At 54.5% G+C, this 19378-nt stretch carries 21 protein-coding genes; 2 read left to right on the plus strand and 19 right to left on the minus strand.

Annotated features, from left to right (window positions below; all coding sequences use genetic code 11):
* The first annotated feature begins 95 nt into the window (after positions 1-95).
* On the plus strand, positions 96-347 hold the full coding sequence (locus G3M78_03875; GenBank protein ID QPJ64578.1) for a HicB family protein: 252 nt from the start codon (positions 96-98) through the stop codon (positions 345-347).
* A gap of 434 nt (positions 348-781) precedes the next feature.
* On the opposite strand, the gene G3M78_03880 is transcribed toward G3M78_03875, so the two are convergent.
* From G3M78_03880 to G3M78_03915, 8 genes are all read right to left on the minus strand, one after another.
* Positions 782-1081, minus strand: a complete 300-nt coding sequence (locus tag G3M78_03880; GenBank protein QPJ64579.1) for a hypothetical protein — start codon at positions 1079-1081, stop codon at positions 782-784.
* Positions 1082-1102: 21 nt separating this feature from the next.
* Positions 1103-1501: a hypothetical protein gene (locus G3M78_03885; GenBank protein QPJ64580.1), complete on the minus strand. Its 399-nt coding sequence runs from the start codon at positions 1499-1501 to the stop codon at positions 1103-1105.
* Positions 1501-3213, minus strand: coding sequence for a hypothetical protein (locus tag G3M78_03890; GenBank protein QPJ64581.1), 1713 nt, complete (start codon positions 3211-3213; stop codon positions 1501-1503). The genes G3M78_03885 and G3M78_03890 overlap by 1 nt, the downstream gene beginning before the upstream one ends.
* Positions 3214-6144, minus strand: coding sequence for a hypothetical protein (locus tag G3M78_03895; GenBank protein QPJ64582.1), 2931 nt, complete (start codon positions 6142-6144; stop codon positions 3214-3216).
* A 25-nt stretch (positions 6145-6169) separates the two neighbouring features.
* Positions 6170-6490, minus strand: a complete 321-nt coding sequence (locus tag G3M78_03900) for a hypothetical protein (GenBank protein QPJ64583.1) — start codon at positions 6488-6490, stop codon at positions 6170-6172.
* A 98-nt stretch (positions 6491-6588) separates the two neighbouring features.
* A complete protein-coding gene (locus G3M78_03905; GenBank protein ID QPJ64584.1) occupies positions 6589-6951 on the minus strand; it encodes a hypothetical protein in 363 nt (120 codons plus the stop codon).
* Positions 6952-6975: 24 nt separating this feature from the next.
* The gene (locus tag G3M78_03910; protein ID QPJ64585.1) at positions 6976-8019 is read right to left on the minus strand and encodes a hypothetical protein; all 1044 of its coding nucleotides are present in this window, start codon (positions 8017-8019) and stop codon (positions 6976-6978) included.
* Between the two features lie 604 nt (positions 8020-8623).
* Complete coding sequence (locus G3M78_03915; protein ID QPJ64586.1) at positions 8624-9613, minus strand: hypothetical protein; 990 nt, start codon at positions 9611-9613, stop codon at positions 8624-8626.
* Between the two features lie 504 nt (positions 9614-10117).
* Between G3M78_03915 and G3M78_03920 the strand changes: the two genes are divergently transcribed.
* A complete protein-coding gene (locus G3M78_03920) occupies positions 10118-10417 on the plus strand; it encodes a hypothetical protein (protein QPJ64587.1) in 300 nt (99 codons plus the stop codon).
* Positions 10418-10539: 122 nt separating this feature from the next.
* On the opposite strand, the gene G3M78_03925 is transcribed toward G3M78_03920, so the two are convergent.
* The 11 genes from G3M78_03925 to terL all read right to left on the minus strand — a co-directional run bounded on the left by G3M78_03925 (position 10540) and on the right by terL (position 19305).
* Positions 10540-11016, minus strand: coding sequence for a hypothetical protein (locus G3M78_03925; protein QPJ64588.1), 477 nt, complete (start codon positions 11014-11016; stop codon positions 10540-10542).
* A gap of 43 nt (positions 11017-11059) precedes the next feature.
* Positions 11060-11527 (minus strand): hypothetical protein, encoded by a 468-nt coding sequence (locus G3M78_03930; GenBank protein QPJ64589.1) that lies wholly within the window; start codon positions 11525-11527, stop codon positions 11060-11062.
* Positions 11528-11540: 13 nt separating this feature from the next.
* A complete protein-coding gene (locus G3M78_03935) occupies positions 11541-12161 on the minus strand; it encodes a hypothetical protein (protein ID QPJ64590.1) in 621 nt (206 codons plus the stop codon).
* 353 nt (positions 12162-12514) lie between these two features.
* Positions 12515-12802, minus strand: coding sequence for a hypothetical protein (locus tag G3M78_03940; protein ID QPJ64591.1), 288 nt, complete (start codon positions 12800-12802; stop codon positions 12515-12517).
* Positions 12802-13197, minus strand: coding sequence for a hypothetical protein (locus G3M78_03945; protein ID QPJ64592.1), 396 nt, complete (start codon positions 13195-13197; stop codon positions 12802-12804). Before G3M78_03945 ends, G3M78_03940 begins: the two co-directional genes overlap by 1 nt.
* Positions 13187-13426 (minus strand): hypothetical protein, encoded by a 240-nt coding sequence (locus G3M78_03950; protein QPJ64593.1) that lies wholly within the window; start codon positions 13424-13426, stop codon positions 13187-13189. The genes G3M78_03945 and G3M78_03950 overlap by 11 nt, the downstream gene beginning before the upstream one ends.
* A 423-nt stretch (positions 13427-13849) precedes the next feature.
* Positions 13850-14233, minus strand: a complete 384-nt coding sequence (locus G3M78_03955; GenBank protein ID QPJ64594.1) for a hypothetical protein — start codon at positions 14231-14233, stop codon at positions 13850-13852.
* A gap of 366 nt (positions 14234-14599) precedes the next feature.
* The gene (locus G3M78_03960; GenBank protein QPJ64595.1) at positions 14600-15790 is read right to left on the minus strand and encodes a phage major capsid protein; all 1191 of its coding nucleotides are present in this window, start codon (positions 15788-15790) and stop codon (positions 14600-14602) included.
* A 54-nt stretch (positions 15791-15844) separates the two neighbouring features.
* Positions 15845-16351 carry an HK97 family phage prohead protease gene (locus G3M78_03965; GenBank protein ID QPJ66759.1) on the minus strand — a complete coding sequence of 169 codons (507 nt, stop codon included), beginning with the start codon at positions 16349-16351 and terminating at the stop codon, positions 15845-15847.
* Positions 16352-16419: 68 nt separating this feature from the next.
* Entirely contained in the window at positions 16420-17607 is a 1188-nt protein-coding gene (locus G3M78_03970; GenBank protein QPJ64596.1) for a phage portal protein, read from the minus strand.
* A gap of 93 nt (positions 17608-17700) precedes the next feature.
* Complete coding sequence (gene terL / locus G3M78_03975; protein ID QPJ64597.1) at positions 17701-19305, minus strand: phage terminase large subunit; 1605 nt, start codon at positions 19303-19305, stop codon at positions 17701-17703.
* Between the last annotated feature and the right edge of the window lie 73 nt (positions 19306-19378).

Here is a 19378-nt window from a genome sequence, read left to right on the forward strand (position 1 = left end):
CATCTGATGGCAAAGGGCCGCAGCTATTTAATTGCGCTCAGTGGGATCAAAAGCAGTGCGAGATTAGCGTGAAGAATGTAAACGGTAATTTTAGTATGGCAACTTATATAGGACTGGTCCGAAAAGATCCGAATTCAGATTTTGGCGTCGACTTTCCAGATTTTCCTGGATGCGTGACCGGCGCGCGGACAATCAAAAAAGTCCGAAACATGGCGCAGGAAGCATTGGAACTTCATATAGAAGCGATGATGGAAGAAGGACTCCCCATTCCAGCGCCCAGCTCTTGGGAAAAAATTATCAAAGACCACGATCAACCAGACGTAATGATGATTCCAGTAATCATTTAATAAATAGTTAAGGCGAAAAGGAAGAGATATCAAAACAATTCGAGACTTTTCGGTTGCTGTCACAGGCCACCCGCATCACGTCATTGCGAGGAGCCTCAGCGACGAAGCAATCCAGTGACTTTCACAAAACGCTTAGCGACGCTGGATCGCCACGCGCCAATCAAATATTAAAACATGATACTGGCGTCGAAAAGACATGACACCCCCTCACCCTAGCCCTCTCCCGCCAGGGGAGAGGGACGGCGATCCGCCGCAGTATAAATTGCCGTAGCGCTTCAATTGCGCTCAGCGGGACCAATAGCAGTACGCGTCAGCGTTACGGCGCCTCGCCGGGCGGGCAACGCCCGCAGTATATATTGCCGCAATCTTTCAATTGCGCTCAACGGGAACAATAGCAGAGCGAGTTTAGCGTTACGGCCCCGGCGCCTCGCCGGTCAGCCGACTTTGCCCAGCATCCAGCCTTTGATTTTTTCCCAGAACGCCACGAAGCCCGCGATGCCCGAGGTCGCGGTCCAGATCACCACACGGCCCAGAATCTCCAATCGTGTGACCCGCGATTTCAGCCCATAACGATCACCGTATAATGTTTCGTGATGCTCGGCCTGGGTTTTTGCGAGGTGCTCCTGATTGCTGATGACCCGAGTCAATTTCGCGGTCTGGTCCTGCAATTGCCTGTTCGTTTCTTTGAGAGAATCGCAGAGATCGCGCAGGTCTTCGTGTGTCGCCTGATTCATATTTCCCCTTTATCCATTGGCTCAGAGGTTCGCTGGCCAATGCGTATCGTTTTTAAAATCGGAAGGGAGCGTGGACTCCAGCGTATCGGAGGCGGCGCGAACGGATTTCACCCAGTTCCAGATAGATTGGATGGCGTTGATCTCCGTCTGCTCTGGAGTCGTCCAACCCGCGTTTTCGGCTTTGATCTTGTTGAGTTCCACGGCGCGCGCGGTCAGGTTCGCTTGCTTCCATTCCGGGTAGGCCGCCAGAATGCGACGACGCGCTTCGGCTTTGACCTGCTCCGGCGTGGGGCCATCGGCGGCGGCAATCGTATTGCCTTCTCCAAGCCAATTGACAACGCGCCGATCATCAAGCGGGTAGCTCGCGCCGGTGTCAACGTCGATCGCATATCTGTTCTCGGGGCCATATTTAAAATTCATTAAAACACCTCCGCTTCTGCAGAAAATTGAAAAGAAATACTCGACGCAGGATATTGACCGAGTTGCGGACTGATCCCGATCTCAGAAAATCCCTTCGCCCCTGGCGATGAAATACTGAATTGCGCGGGAATTCCATTATTGTTGCTGTGCGCTGAATTGTAGGCGTAGCCCTGGATGCTCCAGGTTCGTATCGTAGGCGTCTCAAACATTTCCACGGGGAAAAACAGGACGCCCGAACCGCTGTTGCCCGATGCGTTGCCAATAAAGGGTATTGCCCCCGCGTTAGTCTCAGAGCCTGGCGCGCTGTCCTGCGCGTAGGTTTTCGCAAAATACCGATTCGCCTTGAGCAGATCGCCCTGCGGCTCTGGTGGGACAAAATCTGTCAGGCTATCGCCCGTGTTCAATTGCGCCTGGAACAAATACAGCTCATCGCTCGCCACCGCATCCGTGTCGTCAATCCAAATCAGCAAGCCGATGTTCGTGGTGGAAGCGTTGACCGTCACGTCTTCAACGCTGAAATTTTGATTACTCGAAGTGATAGGGATATTTGCCGGTGTGTTGGCAAAATACCAGTCCGTGTTGAGCGTCGGGTTCGCGCCAGCCGCGCCCCATGCCGATACCGGGTCGGCGGTCGCCGCGTCTTTCGCGCCTCGCCACTCGATCACAGCGATGCGGATATTGTTGATACCAGATGAAGCATTCACCCGCGCCACAATGCCGATTGACGCTTTCCCATTTTTTACAAATGCCAGCGTGTCGCGATTCTCCAGCAATTGCATGAAGCCAAATTTTTTATTAGGCGTGACGACCGTCGCCTTCAAACCATAGGTCGATCCAGCCGGAGGCGTTTCAGCGCTTCGCGCAAGATCAACAATGTCATTTCCATCAGACAGTAATTTGAATCGATCCGCTGTGTAGTCGCCGTCCTTGTTCTGAGAACCAATGATCGTAATCAACAGACCTTCGTTGATCGTATGCCCCGTAGTCGCGCCCCATTTCACGCGAACGCCCTCGGCTAGCGTCACCCAATCCGTGTCAGTATTGACTCCCGACGTCCACGAGCCTGTGTTCTTGCGCCATTTGAATGTGTCCGGCGTTCCCGTCGCATCAATGCGAACTTCGTAGACAGCGCCCCAATCCGTACCCGTGAAATTGTCGCCGGAATCGACGACGATGTCATTCAGCCCACCGCCAAAATCACGATTGGCGTCATAGCCCTTGATATTCGTGGTCGCGCTGAAACTTGTCCCGCGTTGCCACAGATCAAAGTTTGAATTGACCAACGCGTTATGTGATGTCTGAACGCTTGAAGCTGGCGCGGAACCCAAGTCCCACAACTCGACCCATGCGTCATCAGCCGCATTGCGTTGCTTGAGCTTACCCGCCATCGTGTCCGCCCAGAGCAGATGAGCGAAAGTCGGCGAGGGTTCAGAGGAGCCAACATAATAATTCTGCGACGCGCTTGATGGCGCGGAACCCAGATCCCATAAATCGATCCATGCGTCGTCGGCTTCGTTGCGTTGCTTGAATTTCCCAGACGTCGTGTCCGCCCAGAACATCGAAGCCTGCGTGACCAAAGGCTCGGTCGAGCCGCGATGACAGGCGCCGAGCGTATCGAGAAAATCAAGCGCCGCCTGCCAGTCCGGATACCAATCCGTTTTGCCGGCCGCGCCCTTGTTCAAATTAAAATTAGTCGTAAACGAATCCGCCATTTAAATCGCCTCCACTCCGCCAAGACCGCTGGCGCCCAAGGTTTGTATTCCCAATCCATCGTTTGCATAAAGCCCGCGCATGAGCCGGGCCGTAACGGGAACCGAATCCATTCGCCGCGCCTTGCCCGATCCCAGGACTCGCCCAACGCCCAGCGCAACGCATAACACCGAATCCAGTTCATGAATGGGCGGATTGATCTGCAAGACATCGCCGCGCTCTAATTCCATATGATCGAGGAAGAGTTCGAACTCGTACACATCCATAGGTTCGGCGTACTCATGCAAATAAAAATTCGCCAGGTCCTCGGCCATTGCGGAATCCCTCAGCCAATCGAACTGAAAGGCGTCCGGCTTTTCGCGTCTTCCGTAACGCGCGATAGAATCCGCATCGCTCACCGATGCGATAGCGGCGTAAGGCTCGTCGGCTTCGGACCAGTCGCGTTTGTATTTGAGATCGATCACGTTCACGATATTTTCAACAGACCCGCGCTGGGCCGAAAATGCAAGACGCCCGTTTTCATCGGCGCGTATCAAACTGGAATCGATCGCCATATCATGAGCCGTCGCTTGCGTCGTCCAGTTCAAGGGACGCACGCGAATGCGCGCCTGACCCAGATCCCAGTAAAAATACGAACGAGAGGATCGTCCCCATTCCGCCCAGAGATTGCGTAAACTGGTCTGGCTGAAAAGCGCACCAGCCAATTGATAAGCGCCCGCATCATAAAAAGTCGCCGCGCCCGACATCGACGCGGAATGAATTTCAGCAGAGGAAAGATTGAGGACTTTTAAAATCGACCATTGATAAACATGATCGGGTCGCGTGATCAACGCCTCCGGCGTTCCTGTAATCGTTCCGGCGTCGTCGTCGACCACGCCTTCCACGTCGGCGCTGATCGCATCGGTGAAACTGACGCGTCGGCGCGCGTATTCAATCTCGAAGGCCGTGTGAATAATAAACGCGGTGCGCCCGTCGCTGGTTCCGTTGTATTTGACATGCACCTCTTTATCCTGAAACCAGGCCCAGTCGCCGTTCACATGCGCCGTCACGTCGAAATATTTCACCACCGTTTTTGTGGCTTTTTCACTGGTGACGTTGAGCGTTTTATTTCCCGTGGTCTGCGCCAGCGAACCGCTGGAGCTGGTCGATACTCCCGTTGAGTCCGTCGCCACGTCTTCGAAACCGGAGAGCGTGATGATGCGAAGCGCGGAGGTGATTTTTACATTGATCGAAGTGAGGTGCGCCCCGGTCATGACAATGCTGTTGTCTTCCTTGTTGATCTCTCCGGCGAAGTTGTAAGTGTTCACACCCGAACTTAAGTTTTTAGACCAGCACTGATAAGAACCGGGGCCCGGCCCCGTGCCCGTGCCTGCCAATTGTAAAAAGGGATCCGAGCCGCCGCTGGGGAAGGTCGTTCCCAATTCGAAGACGACGGAATACTCCGCTTTCTCCAAGGTTCCCGAGAAGCTTGGGAAGGTGATGGTGTGATTGGTATTCGCGCCGCCAACCACGACCTGCACAAATTCCGGGCTGACGCCGCCAAGCGCGTTCTGGGTGATAGTGGTTTTCTGCGGCAAAGCGTGCTCATGCTGGGGATCGCTGACGGGAAAGGTCAAGGTACCGATCAAGGTGTCATGCGTGATATCCACATCGCCCACCGCCAGCGCGACATCGTCGATCGCTGGAGGGGGAAGCTCGCCGAGTTCGCCAATACCGGGAATTTCGACGGTCAAGGAATCCGCCGTCAGCTTTTCTTCCATGAAATGTTCCACACGCACCAGCGCGCTGACAATCTCTCCGAGATTCGCCAGCTCGTCCATTTGCGTCAAGGCAAGCGGCGTCGCGCCCTGATGCAGTTTGGCGTAGGTCGCCGGACTGTTCGGAATAAACGCATTAGAAGGATCGACCGCATTATTGCCAGCGGCAACCGCGTCCATCTGGGCTTGCAGAAATTTCGTGTCGATGGAATCGGTCAGCTTCGGCTTGTCGGCAAACACCACTTCGCCCTTGGCAAGATCAATCGTGTAGTCGCCAGAATCGGCAATATGACCGCCCGCGCGCACGCGGCTGATGCTCTTGATCGGATAATCCGGGTCTGATAGAAGATAGCGATGGTTCGACACTTTCTCAAGCACAACGTCGTCGGAGTAGTGAAACTCATTGATTCCCGTACATCCCAGAAACTGGGTCGAGTTTTTACTCGCATAGGCGATTTCGTCATCATTGATGATGATCGATCCGCTATTCGGGAAGTCTGAAGTATCGGCAACGGTGATGATGAAGCCGCCCGCCAGAACCACAGATTTCACCCGCGTCTCCGCCGCCTTGCGCAGAGGGATCGCCGGAACCTTTTCAACGCTTCCGATGACAATCGGTTTGGCGCGACCAATGGACGATTCGGGAGCAAGTGGAAACTCTTCCTCTTTAATAAGCGAAGCGATCATCGTCTTGCCGTGTATTGATCCCATATCCATCAGATCAAACTGGCAGGAGTTCTCATCGAAGCTCACCGGATCGTAAGGCCGCCCGACAAACAAGGACGCCAGGTCCGCTTCGACCAGACCTTCATCCTCGAACCATTGGTAGACCGTTGCGGTTCCCGCTTCCAAAGGGTATTTGCGGAACAGGTGCGAGAAGGGCGCAGGCGGATCAAACAATTGCGTCGGAGCATTGACCACAGACACGCGCAGATCTCGCTGACCATTGACGTCAAGCGCAGAGGCCGCAACATTGGCATCAATGGAACCGAGATTTTCAATCAGGGGAAACCAGTCGATCGTTCCCGTGTTGATTCCCGCGCGGTCGCTGAGATAAAGCGTCAGCGCAGGGGCGCCCAGGGGTTGCGCAGGCCATTCCAGCTTGAGTAATGTCGCTGGCGCATGCGCGGATTTGTTTCGCGCCGCATCAAGATTTGTCGTGAAATCTGTTCTCATAAGGTTCCCTTCACGTTCCCTATAATTACTGGATGGGATTCTCTTCCATATAAATCATTTCCAGCTTGTCGCTCACATCCATCTGTTTGGAATGCATGCGTTGCAGAATCGCTTCTCGACACCGTCGATTGACGATTTTGACGAGGGCCTGGAAGTGACCCGTCTGCTCTTTCAGTTCACGATAAAAATCCGCGCGAATCGACACCATCTTCGAGAAGGCCGTCTCGCCGGAATCGCGATGGATGATCTTGACGGGAATCTGGATATGCGTCGCCGTTTCGACAATCTCCTCGCCTTCGAACGAACAATTAAAATCTTCCGGTCGTACCTGTTTCCAATCAATCATAGACACTCCCAACGCGGGCGCTCGGGCCCGCTGTGTTCTGGTCAATAAATAAAAAAAGCCGACACTCTCAACGCCTTCTGCGCATCAGCTTTCCTTTCTCAACTGCACCGATCCGCTGTAGCGTCCTTCGTGAATGTGTTAAAATCGAAAGCGCTCATCCAGCGAACCGTGTGCAGGTCGCCGCGCCAGTCCTCGTATTCAAAAGTCCGCACCGACTTTTTCACCGCGTCGAAAAAAGCAAGGGCCGCCGTTCGGTCCGCTTCCGTCAATCCGGAAAAACGCAACTCGAACCGCTCGCGCCGCACTCCCTGATCCTGCACATAAAGCGCGCCGCCCGCCGTTTCCGCCGAAGCCTGGCGCGGGTAGTCCGCAGACTCTGAGAGTGGGAACAGCGGTTGCCGCGTCGGGACCCATTGCGCCGTCGGGGCCGCTTTGTCGGGATAATAAAATCCTGTCGCCATAACAGTTCTTGCTCCAGTGATCGCTTACGCCAGATAGGACGCTTGCTTGTTTTGCGCTTTGATGATGACCGAACCGTAAGTCGCGGACTCCAGAATCTGGAATTGCGATTTAACGACCACCACGTCGCCTTCGAGTTCCTTGCGAGCTTCGCGATACACCGCGCGCGGGAAAATCAGATCGACTTCGTAACTCAAGGTATCCGAGCCGCCGCCGATGATTGCGCCGCGAATGGGCAGATTCAATACATACTCCGTACCATTCTTCAACGCGTTCTTGTGGTCGTCGTCCGCCATTTCAAAAGTCGCAGACAGCTCGTGCTTCCATCTCTCGCCGCGTTCAACACGCGAAACGTAGCCGCTGTTGTCGCCCATCTCGTACAAGGTTTTTGGGTCGGCGTTGACGGAATAATCAAAACTGAGGAGAACGCCTTTCAGGGAAGTCGGCGAAGAACCCAGCGCCAGATCGCCCGCCGCCACTGATCCTGTGAGACTGCCGCCGCGCGTGAACTCGACGTCGCCATAACGCAGGTAGGATTCTGCGACCTTGCCCGGCATCGAAATCGCGCTCGCCTCTTCCTTGCCCATGCCGCCGAAGGACGCTTCGAGCTTCAGGAAATCGCCGCGCGCGCCGGAGAGTTTCAAGGACTTGCAAAAAATACCCGCATAGCGTTTTTGCGCGACGCCGTCGAACTCCGCCATCGTCACCGACTTCATTTCAGGCGAAGTCAGATCGCGCTCGATGTAATGCCGATACACATCGGGATCGTTCACATCATCCGGTTGATCGCTGGTGACTTTTCCAAGAACCAGCCCAGCGAACAGGGCGACGTTATGAGGCATGGCCCGTTGCTTGTGGGCGCCCTCCAGTTTCCAGTTGAGGGTTTCATGCTGACTCGCCTCGACATAGCCCGTGACTTCTTTTTCATCATTTTGCGTCTGGTTCGGCTCGACATCCGTGGGCGCGCCCTCGAAATTCAGAGTCGTGTCAAGCGTCGCCGGGCTTCCGTAGGAAGATTCCGCAAAAGTGGAAAACGCGCGCCATCCGGTTGAAATACGTTTTGTGGTCATAAACTGACTCCTATTGATGACAATGTTATAAAAGCCGCAACCTTTCGATCACGTCAAACGGGATTACTAGCAGTACGAGTTGAGTATTAGGGAGTGGCATCATGCCCCCTCACCCTGACCCTCTCCCACTAGGGGAGAGGGGCGGCGATCCGTCGCAGGAATAAGGTTGTAAAGTTACGACTGCGCCCGAAAAGGATTGATAGCAAAGAAAAGTTGAGCGTCAAGGGTGTGGCGGCACGCCACCGGCCATTGGCCGGGCGTCATTGCGAGGAGCCACAGCGACGAAGCAATCCAGTGACTTTCATGAAACGTCTAAAGACTCTGGATCGCCACGCTCCTTGACAGTCGCTCGCGATGACGAACGGCGATCCGCCGCAGGAAGAGAGCCGCAACGTTTCAATTGCGCCCGAAAAGGATAATTAGCAGATAGAGTTGAGCATTAGATATCCCTCTCCCCTCGCGGGAGAGGGCTGGGTGAGGGGGGCGGCGATCCGCCGCAGGAAGAGAGCCGCAACATTTCAATTGCGCCTAGCAAGATGAATAGAATAAAAAAGTTGAGCGTTAAGGGTGTGGCGGCACGCCACCGGGTCCAGCGGCACGCTGGTTAGAAATCGATACCCAGAGACTCGCGCGCTCTCGGCAATTCGCGAAGCACCGCCCGCGCCAGGTCGCGCGGACTCGACTGCTCGCCGCTGATGTGGACGTTGAAATTCTCCACCACCACCGCGCCGCCAGACGAACCGCGACGATAAAGCTCCGCCGCATGCGCGGGGAGAACCGCTTCGCCGCGATGCAGAATCGCCGGGTAACCGTCGTAAGGAATATAATCCGAACCGCTCGCCAGCTTGGATGCTGTAGCAATGGTCGGTTCAAAGGAAGTCTGTTTGGGAGTGGAATCCCGAAACTCCGCAGTCGAGGCTTCCAGGTCGATCAGGCCCGACAAGTCGCCGCGACTGTCTTTGAAGCGAACCTCCTGATAAATCGGTTCCGCAAAGAAATCGCGCATCTCCTGTCTCAGCGCCTCCGCATCCTCGCGCAAAACCTCCTGACCCGTTATTTTGATATCAACCTCCCAATCCTTGAACTGCTCCGAAAGCTCCGCCAGACTCTTGTTCATCTCCAGCGCCTGTTGCGTCTGGTCGTTGATACCCGCCTGAGCCTGGGCCATCTTCTGAACCGTATCCAGACGGCGCTCATCCTGAGCCAGCAACTCCTGATTTTGTTGTTTTTCCAACTCCCGGTCTAGCTTGGCCTGTTTACGAATCTCTGCCGCGCGCAGAGTCGCTTCTATCCGCCTGGTAAGACTTTCTAAAGAGTTTTCGCTGGTTTGATTTTGTAATTCTCTTTCGATACGAATCGGGTCTCCGGCCTTATCACTTACATCAGTAAAAGGATCCAGGCCGACGGCTCTGAATCCATTCAACGACGTATCGGGTGATTTTGACGAAAGAGCCGGCAAAAAGGGCTTCGCTAACATCTCGTTCATTTCCTGCAACTGCCTGCTATTTTCCGCAAGCAATTCAGAAAATTCTTTACTGAATTGATCGTCAAGTTGAAGACTGATTACCGCATTGGCAGAACTGGGAACTGGCATGGCGTGAACCTCCTTTAATTATCAGATTGAACAATATTACGAAACGCCATTTGCTTTGCGGGCGACAGAATTTTTGCTAGAATTCCGAATAAGCAAATTGGAATAAGGTGAATCATGGCTCTGAGTAATTGTTACGGGTGTAAAAAAGAAATCAGCGATCAATTGACCCAATGCATCCATTGTGGGTTTGAAATTCCACACGGTAGCCCCGAAGACATGCTCCACTGCGTCGACTGCAAAAAGCTGGTTCACTATTATGCAAATCGTTGTTGTTTTTGTGGATGCAAGCGTCCTTCCGGGATGAACTTTTTTCAACAAGAGCCTCATGCCAAGTACATTATAGGAGCAGTACTTGTAGTGAATATTGTCTATTTTTATTACAAATATTTTAAATGAGTTTTGTTCTAGTTTGACCATCTACGAGCGCTTAAACCCCGAACCTTCGCTACAACAAAAGAGTTAATTTAATGGAATTTGGAATAAGAAATTTAAGCGGGGATACTCATGAAGGTCATTGAATGTTCATCCTGTAATAAAAGAATCATTGATGTATTAAAAAAATGCCCTCACTGTGGAGCTGGTGGAGCTGAAAGCATTGTAGAGACCTCCGGCAAACTGGTTAATTGCATCGACTGCGGAACAAAAATTCAAGATTCTTCCATGAATTGCCCCAGTTGCGGATGCAAGAATCCTTTGGGACTCGGTCTTTTCCAACGACGTATCGGAATGCTGACACTACTTGCGGCCATCGTCGGTTTGTATTTTCTGATTATTTTTGTCGAATACATTTCCAACCTGCCCTAGGAAAACGCGCTCAAAAAATTGCTCAGCTCAAGCAATAGAAAGTTCCTATTTAAAATCGCTTTTCTGGCAACATCCCTCTTTATCTTCCTCTTCAATTACCTTTCCAATTAGCCATCGTCTGCCTAAAACGTTACGGTCAATTCGATCAGCGCCGAGGTGGTGGACACAAAATAATAGAACTCGCCTTTCTTGAAAGACTCGTGTTCAGTCGCAACCTGGCGGACAAAGGCGTCCAGACCCAGGTGATCGGTTGAACTGCGTTGCTTCTCCAAAATCGTTTCGATATGCTGAACAATCTGGTAATGCGCATCGAGACCGGCTTGCGCGTCGCGATCTCGACTGACCGCAACGACCTGGGCTTTGACGCTATCCACCTGTTCGCGCGTTGTCGTCAAGGCCGACTCCTTCGGCTCTGAATTGGGAACGACCGCAATGGCGGGTAAATCGACATCGCCAAAGAACAATGAGTCTCGGTTGTCCTGTATGGAAAATCCGCGCTTGTGCGTTTCTATGGTTTTGACATTGGCGCTGTCGCCGAGAAAAGCATCGGCGGATAATGTTGAGGCCACCGCCGTGGCCAACTGGGAATAATCTGTCATCGCGCTCCGCCTTTCTGATCGGTCAAATCCTCGTGTGTCTGCATCATGACCTCCTGTTGAAATACTTCGGAAACAATCGATCCAATATCGTCTGGGCCTGGGCCGTGGCTTTTTCGGCAGATTGTTCCAGAACCCGGAAGGCTGGCGTGCCGGGGTGCTGAACTTCATTCGCAAATCGACCGCCGCCAAGGAACAGGACCTTTCCATTACGCGCTCGGATCGTGTGCGGCCTGGAGCCAAACTCGATGACTCCGGCGTAGGGCGCATCGCTGAACAAACGACCGGTCACAGCGCCCCCGTTGAATTCGATCTTCGATTGAATGGATCGGTAATACGGGCCTTGCCCCTTGCCCGGCTTGCGGGATGGGTCGGCGACTCTTTGCCTTGCCAGGGAATGAGACGTTTTTACAATTTCACGCGCGGTTTCATTGGCGAGTTGATTGGCTTCGTTCGCCAGTTTGTCGACCAGCGCTGAAAGCGCGCTGAGATTGCTGAATTCCATTTTAAGCATCGCTATACTCCTGCTAGAGCCGCATCAACTGATAGGGTTTCCATAAGGAAAGGGTCTGGGGCGGCATTTCCATTTTATGCAAATCCACCAGACCGTTTGACGATTCATCCGACTCCAGCAACTTCGTGCGCCCGGCAAACAACACCTTCAGCCAAAGCAGAAGCCCTTCACGGATCGCCGCAGGGACGGCGGTCGCATCGCCATAGCCCGCAACGTATTGCACTTCCACCGCGCGCACGGATCGTAAGGAGCCGGGCCAGGAATATTCCTGATTAAAAACCACCCGTCCGGGTTCGGCAACCGCATCGACAAAATAATTAGAGGGGTTTAAGGTCGTCGCCGATCCGGCTGGATCGTAGGTTTTGACATGCGTCACCGAAACCAGCGGCGGACGCGGTAGCGCGAGAACGCGGGATGCGTTGATCAATTCACCGGGAACGCGATCCAGCCACAACGCCCAGGTTTGAGTCAAAAACGCCCGACCTGTCCACGACTCCGCGCGATCTGAAAGCGCCTGTATCAGCGATGCGATTTCTGCATCGTCCTGCGTGTCTGAAATACGAAGATAGCTCTTGGCTTCCGCCAGGGTCGCCAGGGGGCCGGAAGGCGGTGTGATCGATTGTAAATTCATCATGAGTTCCAATTTATTAATAATTAGAGTTTGGCTCATAAATCTATAGCCAGAAATAAAAGCTAAACCGCAAACCACCCTCACCTGTATCCTCTCCCTGAGGGAGAGGAGCAGATTGCATCTGCGCGCAGATCGCCGGAACGTTTCAGTTGCATCTTGAAATATTGCTAGCAAAGCGCGTGGAGCCTTGCGGGTCCAGCGGCACGCCGGGCGGACTACGTCCGCAGGACTGATGCCGAAGCGTTTCGATTGCGTTCAGAAGGATTGATAGCAGTACGGGCAGAGCGTTAAGGCTCCGGCGCCTCGCCGGGCGGACTACGTCCGCAGGACAATGGTCGTAAGACTGGCAATATCAGTCAGGCTCTGCGATAAAGAGTCTGTTTCGATTCGAGGAGCGCCAGAGCGGACCATTCGAGCGGCGATAAATCATTTTTATCGAGCGGATAGCCCGCGCGTTTCCACCAGGCGATTCGCTCCAGTTCCGAAACCCAGGCTTTGAAGTTATTGGGGAATTGTTTCAGTATCGGGCGCGCCGGGTGGTTTTCGATATTCCATTGTGGATCTTCGCATTCATCGTCCACGCTTTCCAAAAACGTCTCGTACTCTACCTCCAGCCCCGACGCGTTGTCCCGCAGGTAGTCCATCAGTTTTTTAGATAGGAGTTCTCCATCTCGCTTTGTATCCGCGTCAATTCAAAACCGGCGGAAATTTTCCACAAAGGATTGATATGGTCTTTCCAGTTTTCCACTGCGGGATTGAGTTCGCGGTCCTCGTTCGCATGCACGTCGTAATAGGTGACGATGTCGGGCTTGCCTTCCGGATCGACGGCAGAAATGTTCATCAACAGCCGGTCCACAAAGTTAATGGTCGCCAGATGGTATTGTTCCTCATTGCTGTGGTCATCGGGAAGATTGAGGTAACGCTCGCGCATGTAGGCGCTGAACTCTTCAGCCGTGAACTGGCGAAACTCCAAAACCACATGGCAGTCGCCATGGGCGATTTTGACCCGGTGAAAACGGGGCGAAATATTAATGGGCATCGGCGGCCTCCTTTTTATTTTCCGGAGCGGCTTTGCGGTCTTTTGCTTTGCGCGGGCGACCTGCTTTCTTGCCAGATTCTTTTTGCTTCGCCCAGCCTTCTTTCAGAAAGGTATGCGCCAGGTCGGTGTCCATATCCATGGGAACCGAATACTCGCGGCCTTTTTTGAAAGTGTGAAGCGTCAGTCCGTCCGGCGCGGCTTGTATGTCTTGCAACATGATGATGTTCATGGGAATCCTTTAGAAAAAACTAATCAAATGTTTATTTAAAACCACCCTCAGCAGATTGCATCTGCATGCAGACAGCCGAATCCTTGCAACTGCATTCAAACAAGATTGATAGCAAGCAGGTATCACCTGCGGGAAAAGAGCCGCAGCATTTCAATCCACCCAGAAAGGATTGCTAGCAATGCAAGCTGAGCCATTACGGCCCCGGCGCCTCGCCGGGCGGGCTACGCCCGCTGGAAGAGAGCCGTAGCGTTTCGACAGCGCTCTAACAAAATTGATAGCAGTGCAAGATGAGAGCTAGAAAACCCTCTCCCCTAAGGGGAGAGGGTGGACTGCGTCTACTGGATAAGGGTCGAAGCTTGCAATTGCGTTATGGAAGTCTGCTAGCAATGCAAGATGAGCCATACTGGTCCAGCGGCACGCTGGTTAGGCGGCTGGGGCGTGATGCGGGATCGCTCGGGCGACCACGCTACACAAGGCGCCGCCAGAGGTCGCGGAAGATACGTTGACGACGGGGCGGATATAACGCTTGATTCCTTTGTAGCCAACACGTTGCACGGCGTTCGCCGACAAGGCGCTCAAGGTCCCTTCCAAATCGCTGGAGGCGACATCGGTCCAGTTGGAATTGTCGTCTGATTCCTGAACGCGCGGCGCGTAGACGCCGTCGGTCAGGGTCCCCGTCATGAACGCAACCACCGCGCCGTAGAAGTTCAACAAGTCCGCGCCAGCTCCCGCCTCATCCTGATCGGTTGAATAAACGGCAGGGGCCAGACTGTGTACCAAATCCATATTGTTTTTTGCATCACTCATAAAATTATTTCTCCATATTATTGGTTAAGCAGGCATCGCCTGCTGGATAAGAGCTTAAGAATTTTTGATTGCGTTCTTGGGGATTGCTAGTAGTGAGAGTTCTGCGTCAAGAAAGCGGCATCATGCCGCCCCCTCACCCTGGCCCTCTCCCGCCAGGGGAGAGGGTAGACTGCGTCTACTGGGTAAGGGTCGTCGCTTGCAATTGCGCTCTATCAGGATTGATAGAAATGCAAGCTAAGCCATTACGGCCCCGGCGCCCCGCCGGGCGGGCAACGCCCGCTGGATAAAAGCCGTAACGTTTCAATTGCGCTCTAACAAAATTGCTAGCAATGCAAGCTGAGCCATACTGGTCCAGCGGAACGCTGGTTAGGAGGCGGTTTTTTGCAGGACGAGCGCTTCGAAGTTCGTCACATCGCCGCCGGTGCGTTTGGTGGTGTAGAACATCACAAACGGCTTGGCGCTGAAAGGATCGCGAAGAACGCGGATGCCGATGCGATCGACAATCGCGTAAGCCTGATGCCAGTCGCCGAAGGCCACTGACAAGGAATTCGCGGCGACGTCCGGCATGTCCTCCATGCGTTCGATCGGGCGACCCATCAGCGTTTGCGGTTCGCCAGCCTGCAGACCCGGTTGCCAGAGATATTGACCGCTGGTGTCTTTGAGTTTCGAAACCGCTTCCACCGAACTGCGCGACATCAACCAGCTGGCGCGTTCCGCGTAGGGGCTTTTCAATGCGTAGAACAATGCGCGGAGACCGTCTGCCGTGAGAGCGGCGGAAGCGCCGGAGTTGACTTGCTGAACCTGACCGGGGTTGGTCGTGCCCGTGGGGTAAGTCAGCAAGCCGCGCGGCTTGCCCACGCCGTCGCCGGAAATGAAAGCCGCATTTTCCATACGGGAAATCTTATCGGCGATCTTGCCCGCCAGCCAGGATTCCACGTCGATGCGCGCATCGTCCAGCAAGGTTTGCGTGGCTTTCGGCTGAGCATACAACTCGTGTACGGGGATGCGTCGCACGCCGATTTCAGGCGTCGCCGTTTCGGTGCGCGAAGCCTGCTCGGAAGTCCATCCCGCATCCGCTTCGTTGATGTCTTCGGGAATCTCCAGAGCGTCGCCGGAGATCATTTCCACTGCGGCAACGTGACGCATCGGCGAAGTTTCATGAATTTTCTGAACCACTCGATCCGACATGGCAGACGCCACCCAGTAACCGCCGTCGGGGTCGCTATCCGAAGAAAGGAGTTTGACTTCCTGCGGCGCGAGAGCAGATTCGCCTTTGCGGATATAGGTCAGAATGGCGTGATCGCGCGCCTTGCGCTCGGGTTTCGTTTCGCCCGTCATATCGAATGCGGGACGATTGACAAGAGCCTGCAAGCGTTCGACGCGCTCCTTGACCTGCAACAGCTCTTGCAGATCGCGCGTGATGCGATCCACCTGGTTTTCCAGAAGCGGGTCGGCGTGACCGCGTTTTTCCAATTCGGAAAGGCGCTGGTCGTTTTTGTTTTTGTGTTCCAGGAAGGCCTTGTTGAGGTCGTCCACCAAAGTTTTCACTTCGTTCATGAGATTCTCCTTGAGGATAGGTAGGGTCCGACTCCAGCGCCGAAGCGTAAGAATTCAGGACAAGAAATGTTTCGTGAGTTGTTTCAAAGATTGCTTCAATGCTTCGAACGAAGCATCCTGATGTTTCAAGCCGGTCACAGTCGCTTGCGGGTTCATCGGAAAGGTGACGACGCTGTATTCCATCAACTCGATTTCCTTGAGCCGACGAATGCGCGGGTCGTTCGCGTCCGCTTCGTCGCGCAGGGTGCGGAAACCGATGGATAAGCCCATGCGCGCGCCGACTTGCGCCGCCTGCCGCATGAGCGCGTGCTTTTCGCGTCCCGCCTGCACTTCGAGGTTGAGACGACCGCGAACAAAGAGGCCGTGCTGATCTTCACGCGCTTCCAGATTCCAGCCGATCTGGCGCGTTGGGTCGTGATGATCGAGGAGCGGAATCTTGCCGCCAGATTCGATGAGCGTTTGCGTGAAGGCGCCCGCTTCGACCAGTTCGCCGCCGAGATCGACGTTGCCAAAGGTCGAGGCGTAGCCGGAAAAGACGCCGCTGTCGTCCACCTCGTTCATTTTGAATGGAAAGGATTTGATTTGCGGCGGCGCGTCGTGATTAGCGGTGGCCGTCCGGCTTGCATGCGTCATTGCTTCTCTCCTTTGTCTGTAGATTCCAGTCGATCACCGCCGGGGATATCGTCGTATCCAACAAGGCGGCGTTTTTCATTCACGGTTAAAAAGTTGGAGTCTCCGGCGCGACGCCAGAGGCTTTCCTGATCTTCGGACAGGGCCGGGATGGAATCGCGGTCGTAGTCGAGAGTCCATTCCTCGCCATAGCGCGGCGTCAACCATTGGTTGAGGGCGTCGCGCAGACGGTTGAGAACCGGGCAGACCACTTCGCTGTACAGGGCTTTGCGAGCTTCCTTGCGGTTCTGGTAAGTGGCGTTTTGCAGACCCACCAGTTCCGGCGGGACGTTGAAGACCTGGGCGATTTGCGCCGCGCTCAGTTTCAGCCCTTCGATCCAGTCCATGTCCTTGGGCGACAAGCTCAATTCTTTCCATTCCAGATCCTGTTCCAGCAGGAGCGGTTCGCGCGCGTGGCTGACGCCCTGCAACTGACTGCGCATTTCATCGCGCAGGCGCTGAAACTGCTCGTCGCTCAGACGTTGCCGCGACACCAGCGCGCCGGAGGGAACGGCGGAGTTTTGCAGAAGGGATGCGTTCCAGCGGTCGCCTTCATTCAACTTGTCGATAGCCAGACCGGCGACCTGCACCGGCGACAAGCCGTACCAGTCGTCGAGAGGATGAAACAGTTTCAAATGCAGAATCTGCTCAACCGATAAAGTTTGCGCTCGGCCGCCAACGCGGTACTCGTAGCCTTCGATGCGGCGCAGGGGATGCGGCAGAATCCGCATGCGATCCGGGCGAAGCGCGTACAGCTCCTGCGGCGGCGCGACGTCTGTCGGACGAGAGTCGGAGACCGATTCAAGGTAGGCGTTGCCGGATAGATAAAGGAAGGACACCAGCGTTTCGATCAACTCGAAGCGACCCTGAAAGGGATTGGGTTTTTGCAGAAGATCGAGGAGCGGATGCGCGACGACTTCCTCGCGTCGGCCCGTCTTGCTGGCTCGATACAGGAGCCAGTCCACGCCTGCGGCGGCTTCTGAAATTTCCCGAATGCAGGCGTAGACCACGGAATTGCATGAATAGCCTTCGCTCGCCAGGGCGTCGTATCGCGCGCGCGGGGCGGGCGAACTGCCCACAGGGAGCATGAGGGTCAAGGCGCGCGTGGTGGCGCTCGCCTTGCTTTGAAACCAGTGAAATAGATTCATAGCGATAGGAGTTGAGGTTGAAAGTGGATTTTCGTTCCCGCCCTGCAATCGGTGCGAACGATTCCAAAGGAGTTTCAGTAAATAAAAGTGAGATCAGTGAACGCGGCGCACGCGCGGCCCGCCGCTGTGAGAGGCGGCGAGGCTGAAGATCATCTCCAGCGCGTCGGGGCCGTCGTCGTGGTCGGCTTTGGGAAAGTATTTCAGTTGATTGAGCAAGAGCGTTTGACTGCGTCGAAAGCGGATGAAGCCGTTTTTGATATGCGGTTGCAGTTTGGAAATCCTGAGAGTTTTGTCGATGTGCGGCCGGGTTCCTTCGATGGGAAGGTAGAGACCCCGGCGCGCGCTCTCGCGGGCGATATGCTCCTTGAACAATTCCTGAAACTGCACTTCTTCGACCACAACGCGATCGAAGGAATACATTTGATGAAAGACAAACAAATCTTCCATGATGCGGTCGGGATGGCGTTTCTGAATATCCGCTTCCAACACATCGAGGATGCCGTTCTCGCGCAGAACCGCGACGACAATCGCCGAGGGGTCCGACTTGATGGAAGCGCCACCCATCGAAGGATCGACCGCGCAAAGCACCGATTCCCCGGCTTGCAGGACCAGAGAACCCTGAGAAGAAAAACAGGAATCGTCCCAGAACTGAAACCAGTCTTCGTTGAACAAGCGTTCTGAAGGGTGGATCGGCTCGTTCTGTTTTTCAGAATCGAAATAGGCCGGCCCGTCGATCAGGCGCATCTTCATCAGATAGTAATAAGGTTCGCCCGCAGGCCAGAGCTCTTGCGCCCCTTCCAGCATTTCCTTTTGATGTGATTTGAAAAAGCAATCTGCCGCCTCTTCTCCGTCGGAGAGGAAGAGCCGTTCCCAGTCTTGCCAGAGCGGCGACGGCGACCATTGCAAAACGGCCTGCCATATTCTGGCCTTCCAGCCCGGTTGTTTGAGCAGTCGGGACAGGAGCGAGTCGTAATGCAGGATCGTTCCGATCACCAGATAGACGGTGTAGCGACCTCCGATTTTCATCACCGCCTTGAAGAACCAGGCGCGGTCTTTTTCGCGTTGTTCCGGCGATTCAATATTTTCATCGTCTTCCAGGTCGTCGCAGATCACCAGATCGGGGCGTCGACTGCCATGCCGGGCGCCGCGCAATCGTTTGCGTTTGCCCCAGCATTTCACTTTCACGCCGTTTTGCGTGATGATTTGTCCCGCCTTCCAGGCGCGCCCTCTGGCGCATGCATCGGGAAAGTCTTCCCGTAATCGTTCGTTGGCTTCCAGCTCGGCTTTGATGGACTCAAGAAATTCTTCAGCCTGTTCGGTGGTGTCGGAAAGCACCCCGATAAACCGGCGCCTTTTCCCGACGATGCACCAGAGGGGCAATATCAGCGTGCTGAGCGTCGACTTGGCGTTGCCGCGCGGGGCGGCCCGCGCCACGCGGTCGCCCTGGCCGTTCGATTCAGATTGTAGAATGACGGATTGATAGGTTGCATAAAGCTCCTCATGCATGACGGAGGGTTGATCGGTCAAATGATGCGGAAAATAAGTCTGGGCAAAAAACGTCAGGTCGTCGAGGGCGTTTTGCTTTCTTTGGATTTTTTCTTTCTCCCCGGTTTCGATGAAGGGGCGGACGGATGACTCGATGAGCGTCCGGATCGCTTCGTTTCCCCGGGCCAGCTTGTTTCCCCAAACTGACGCCATTGTTCCTTCGCTTTCTGCTCGATCGCTTCGAGATATCGCCCCACCGTTTCGGCGGCGGCGTTTTCCTTTTTTT

The organism is Candidatus Nitrohelix vancouverensis, assembly GCA_015698305.1.
GTDB lineage: Bacteria > Nitrospinota > Nitrospinia > Nitrospinales > VA-1 > Nitrohelix > Nitrohelix vancouverensis.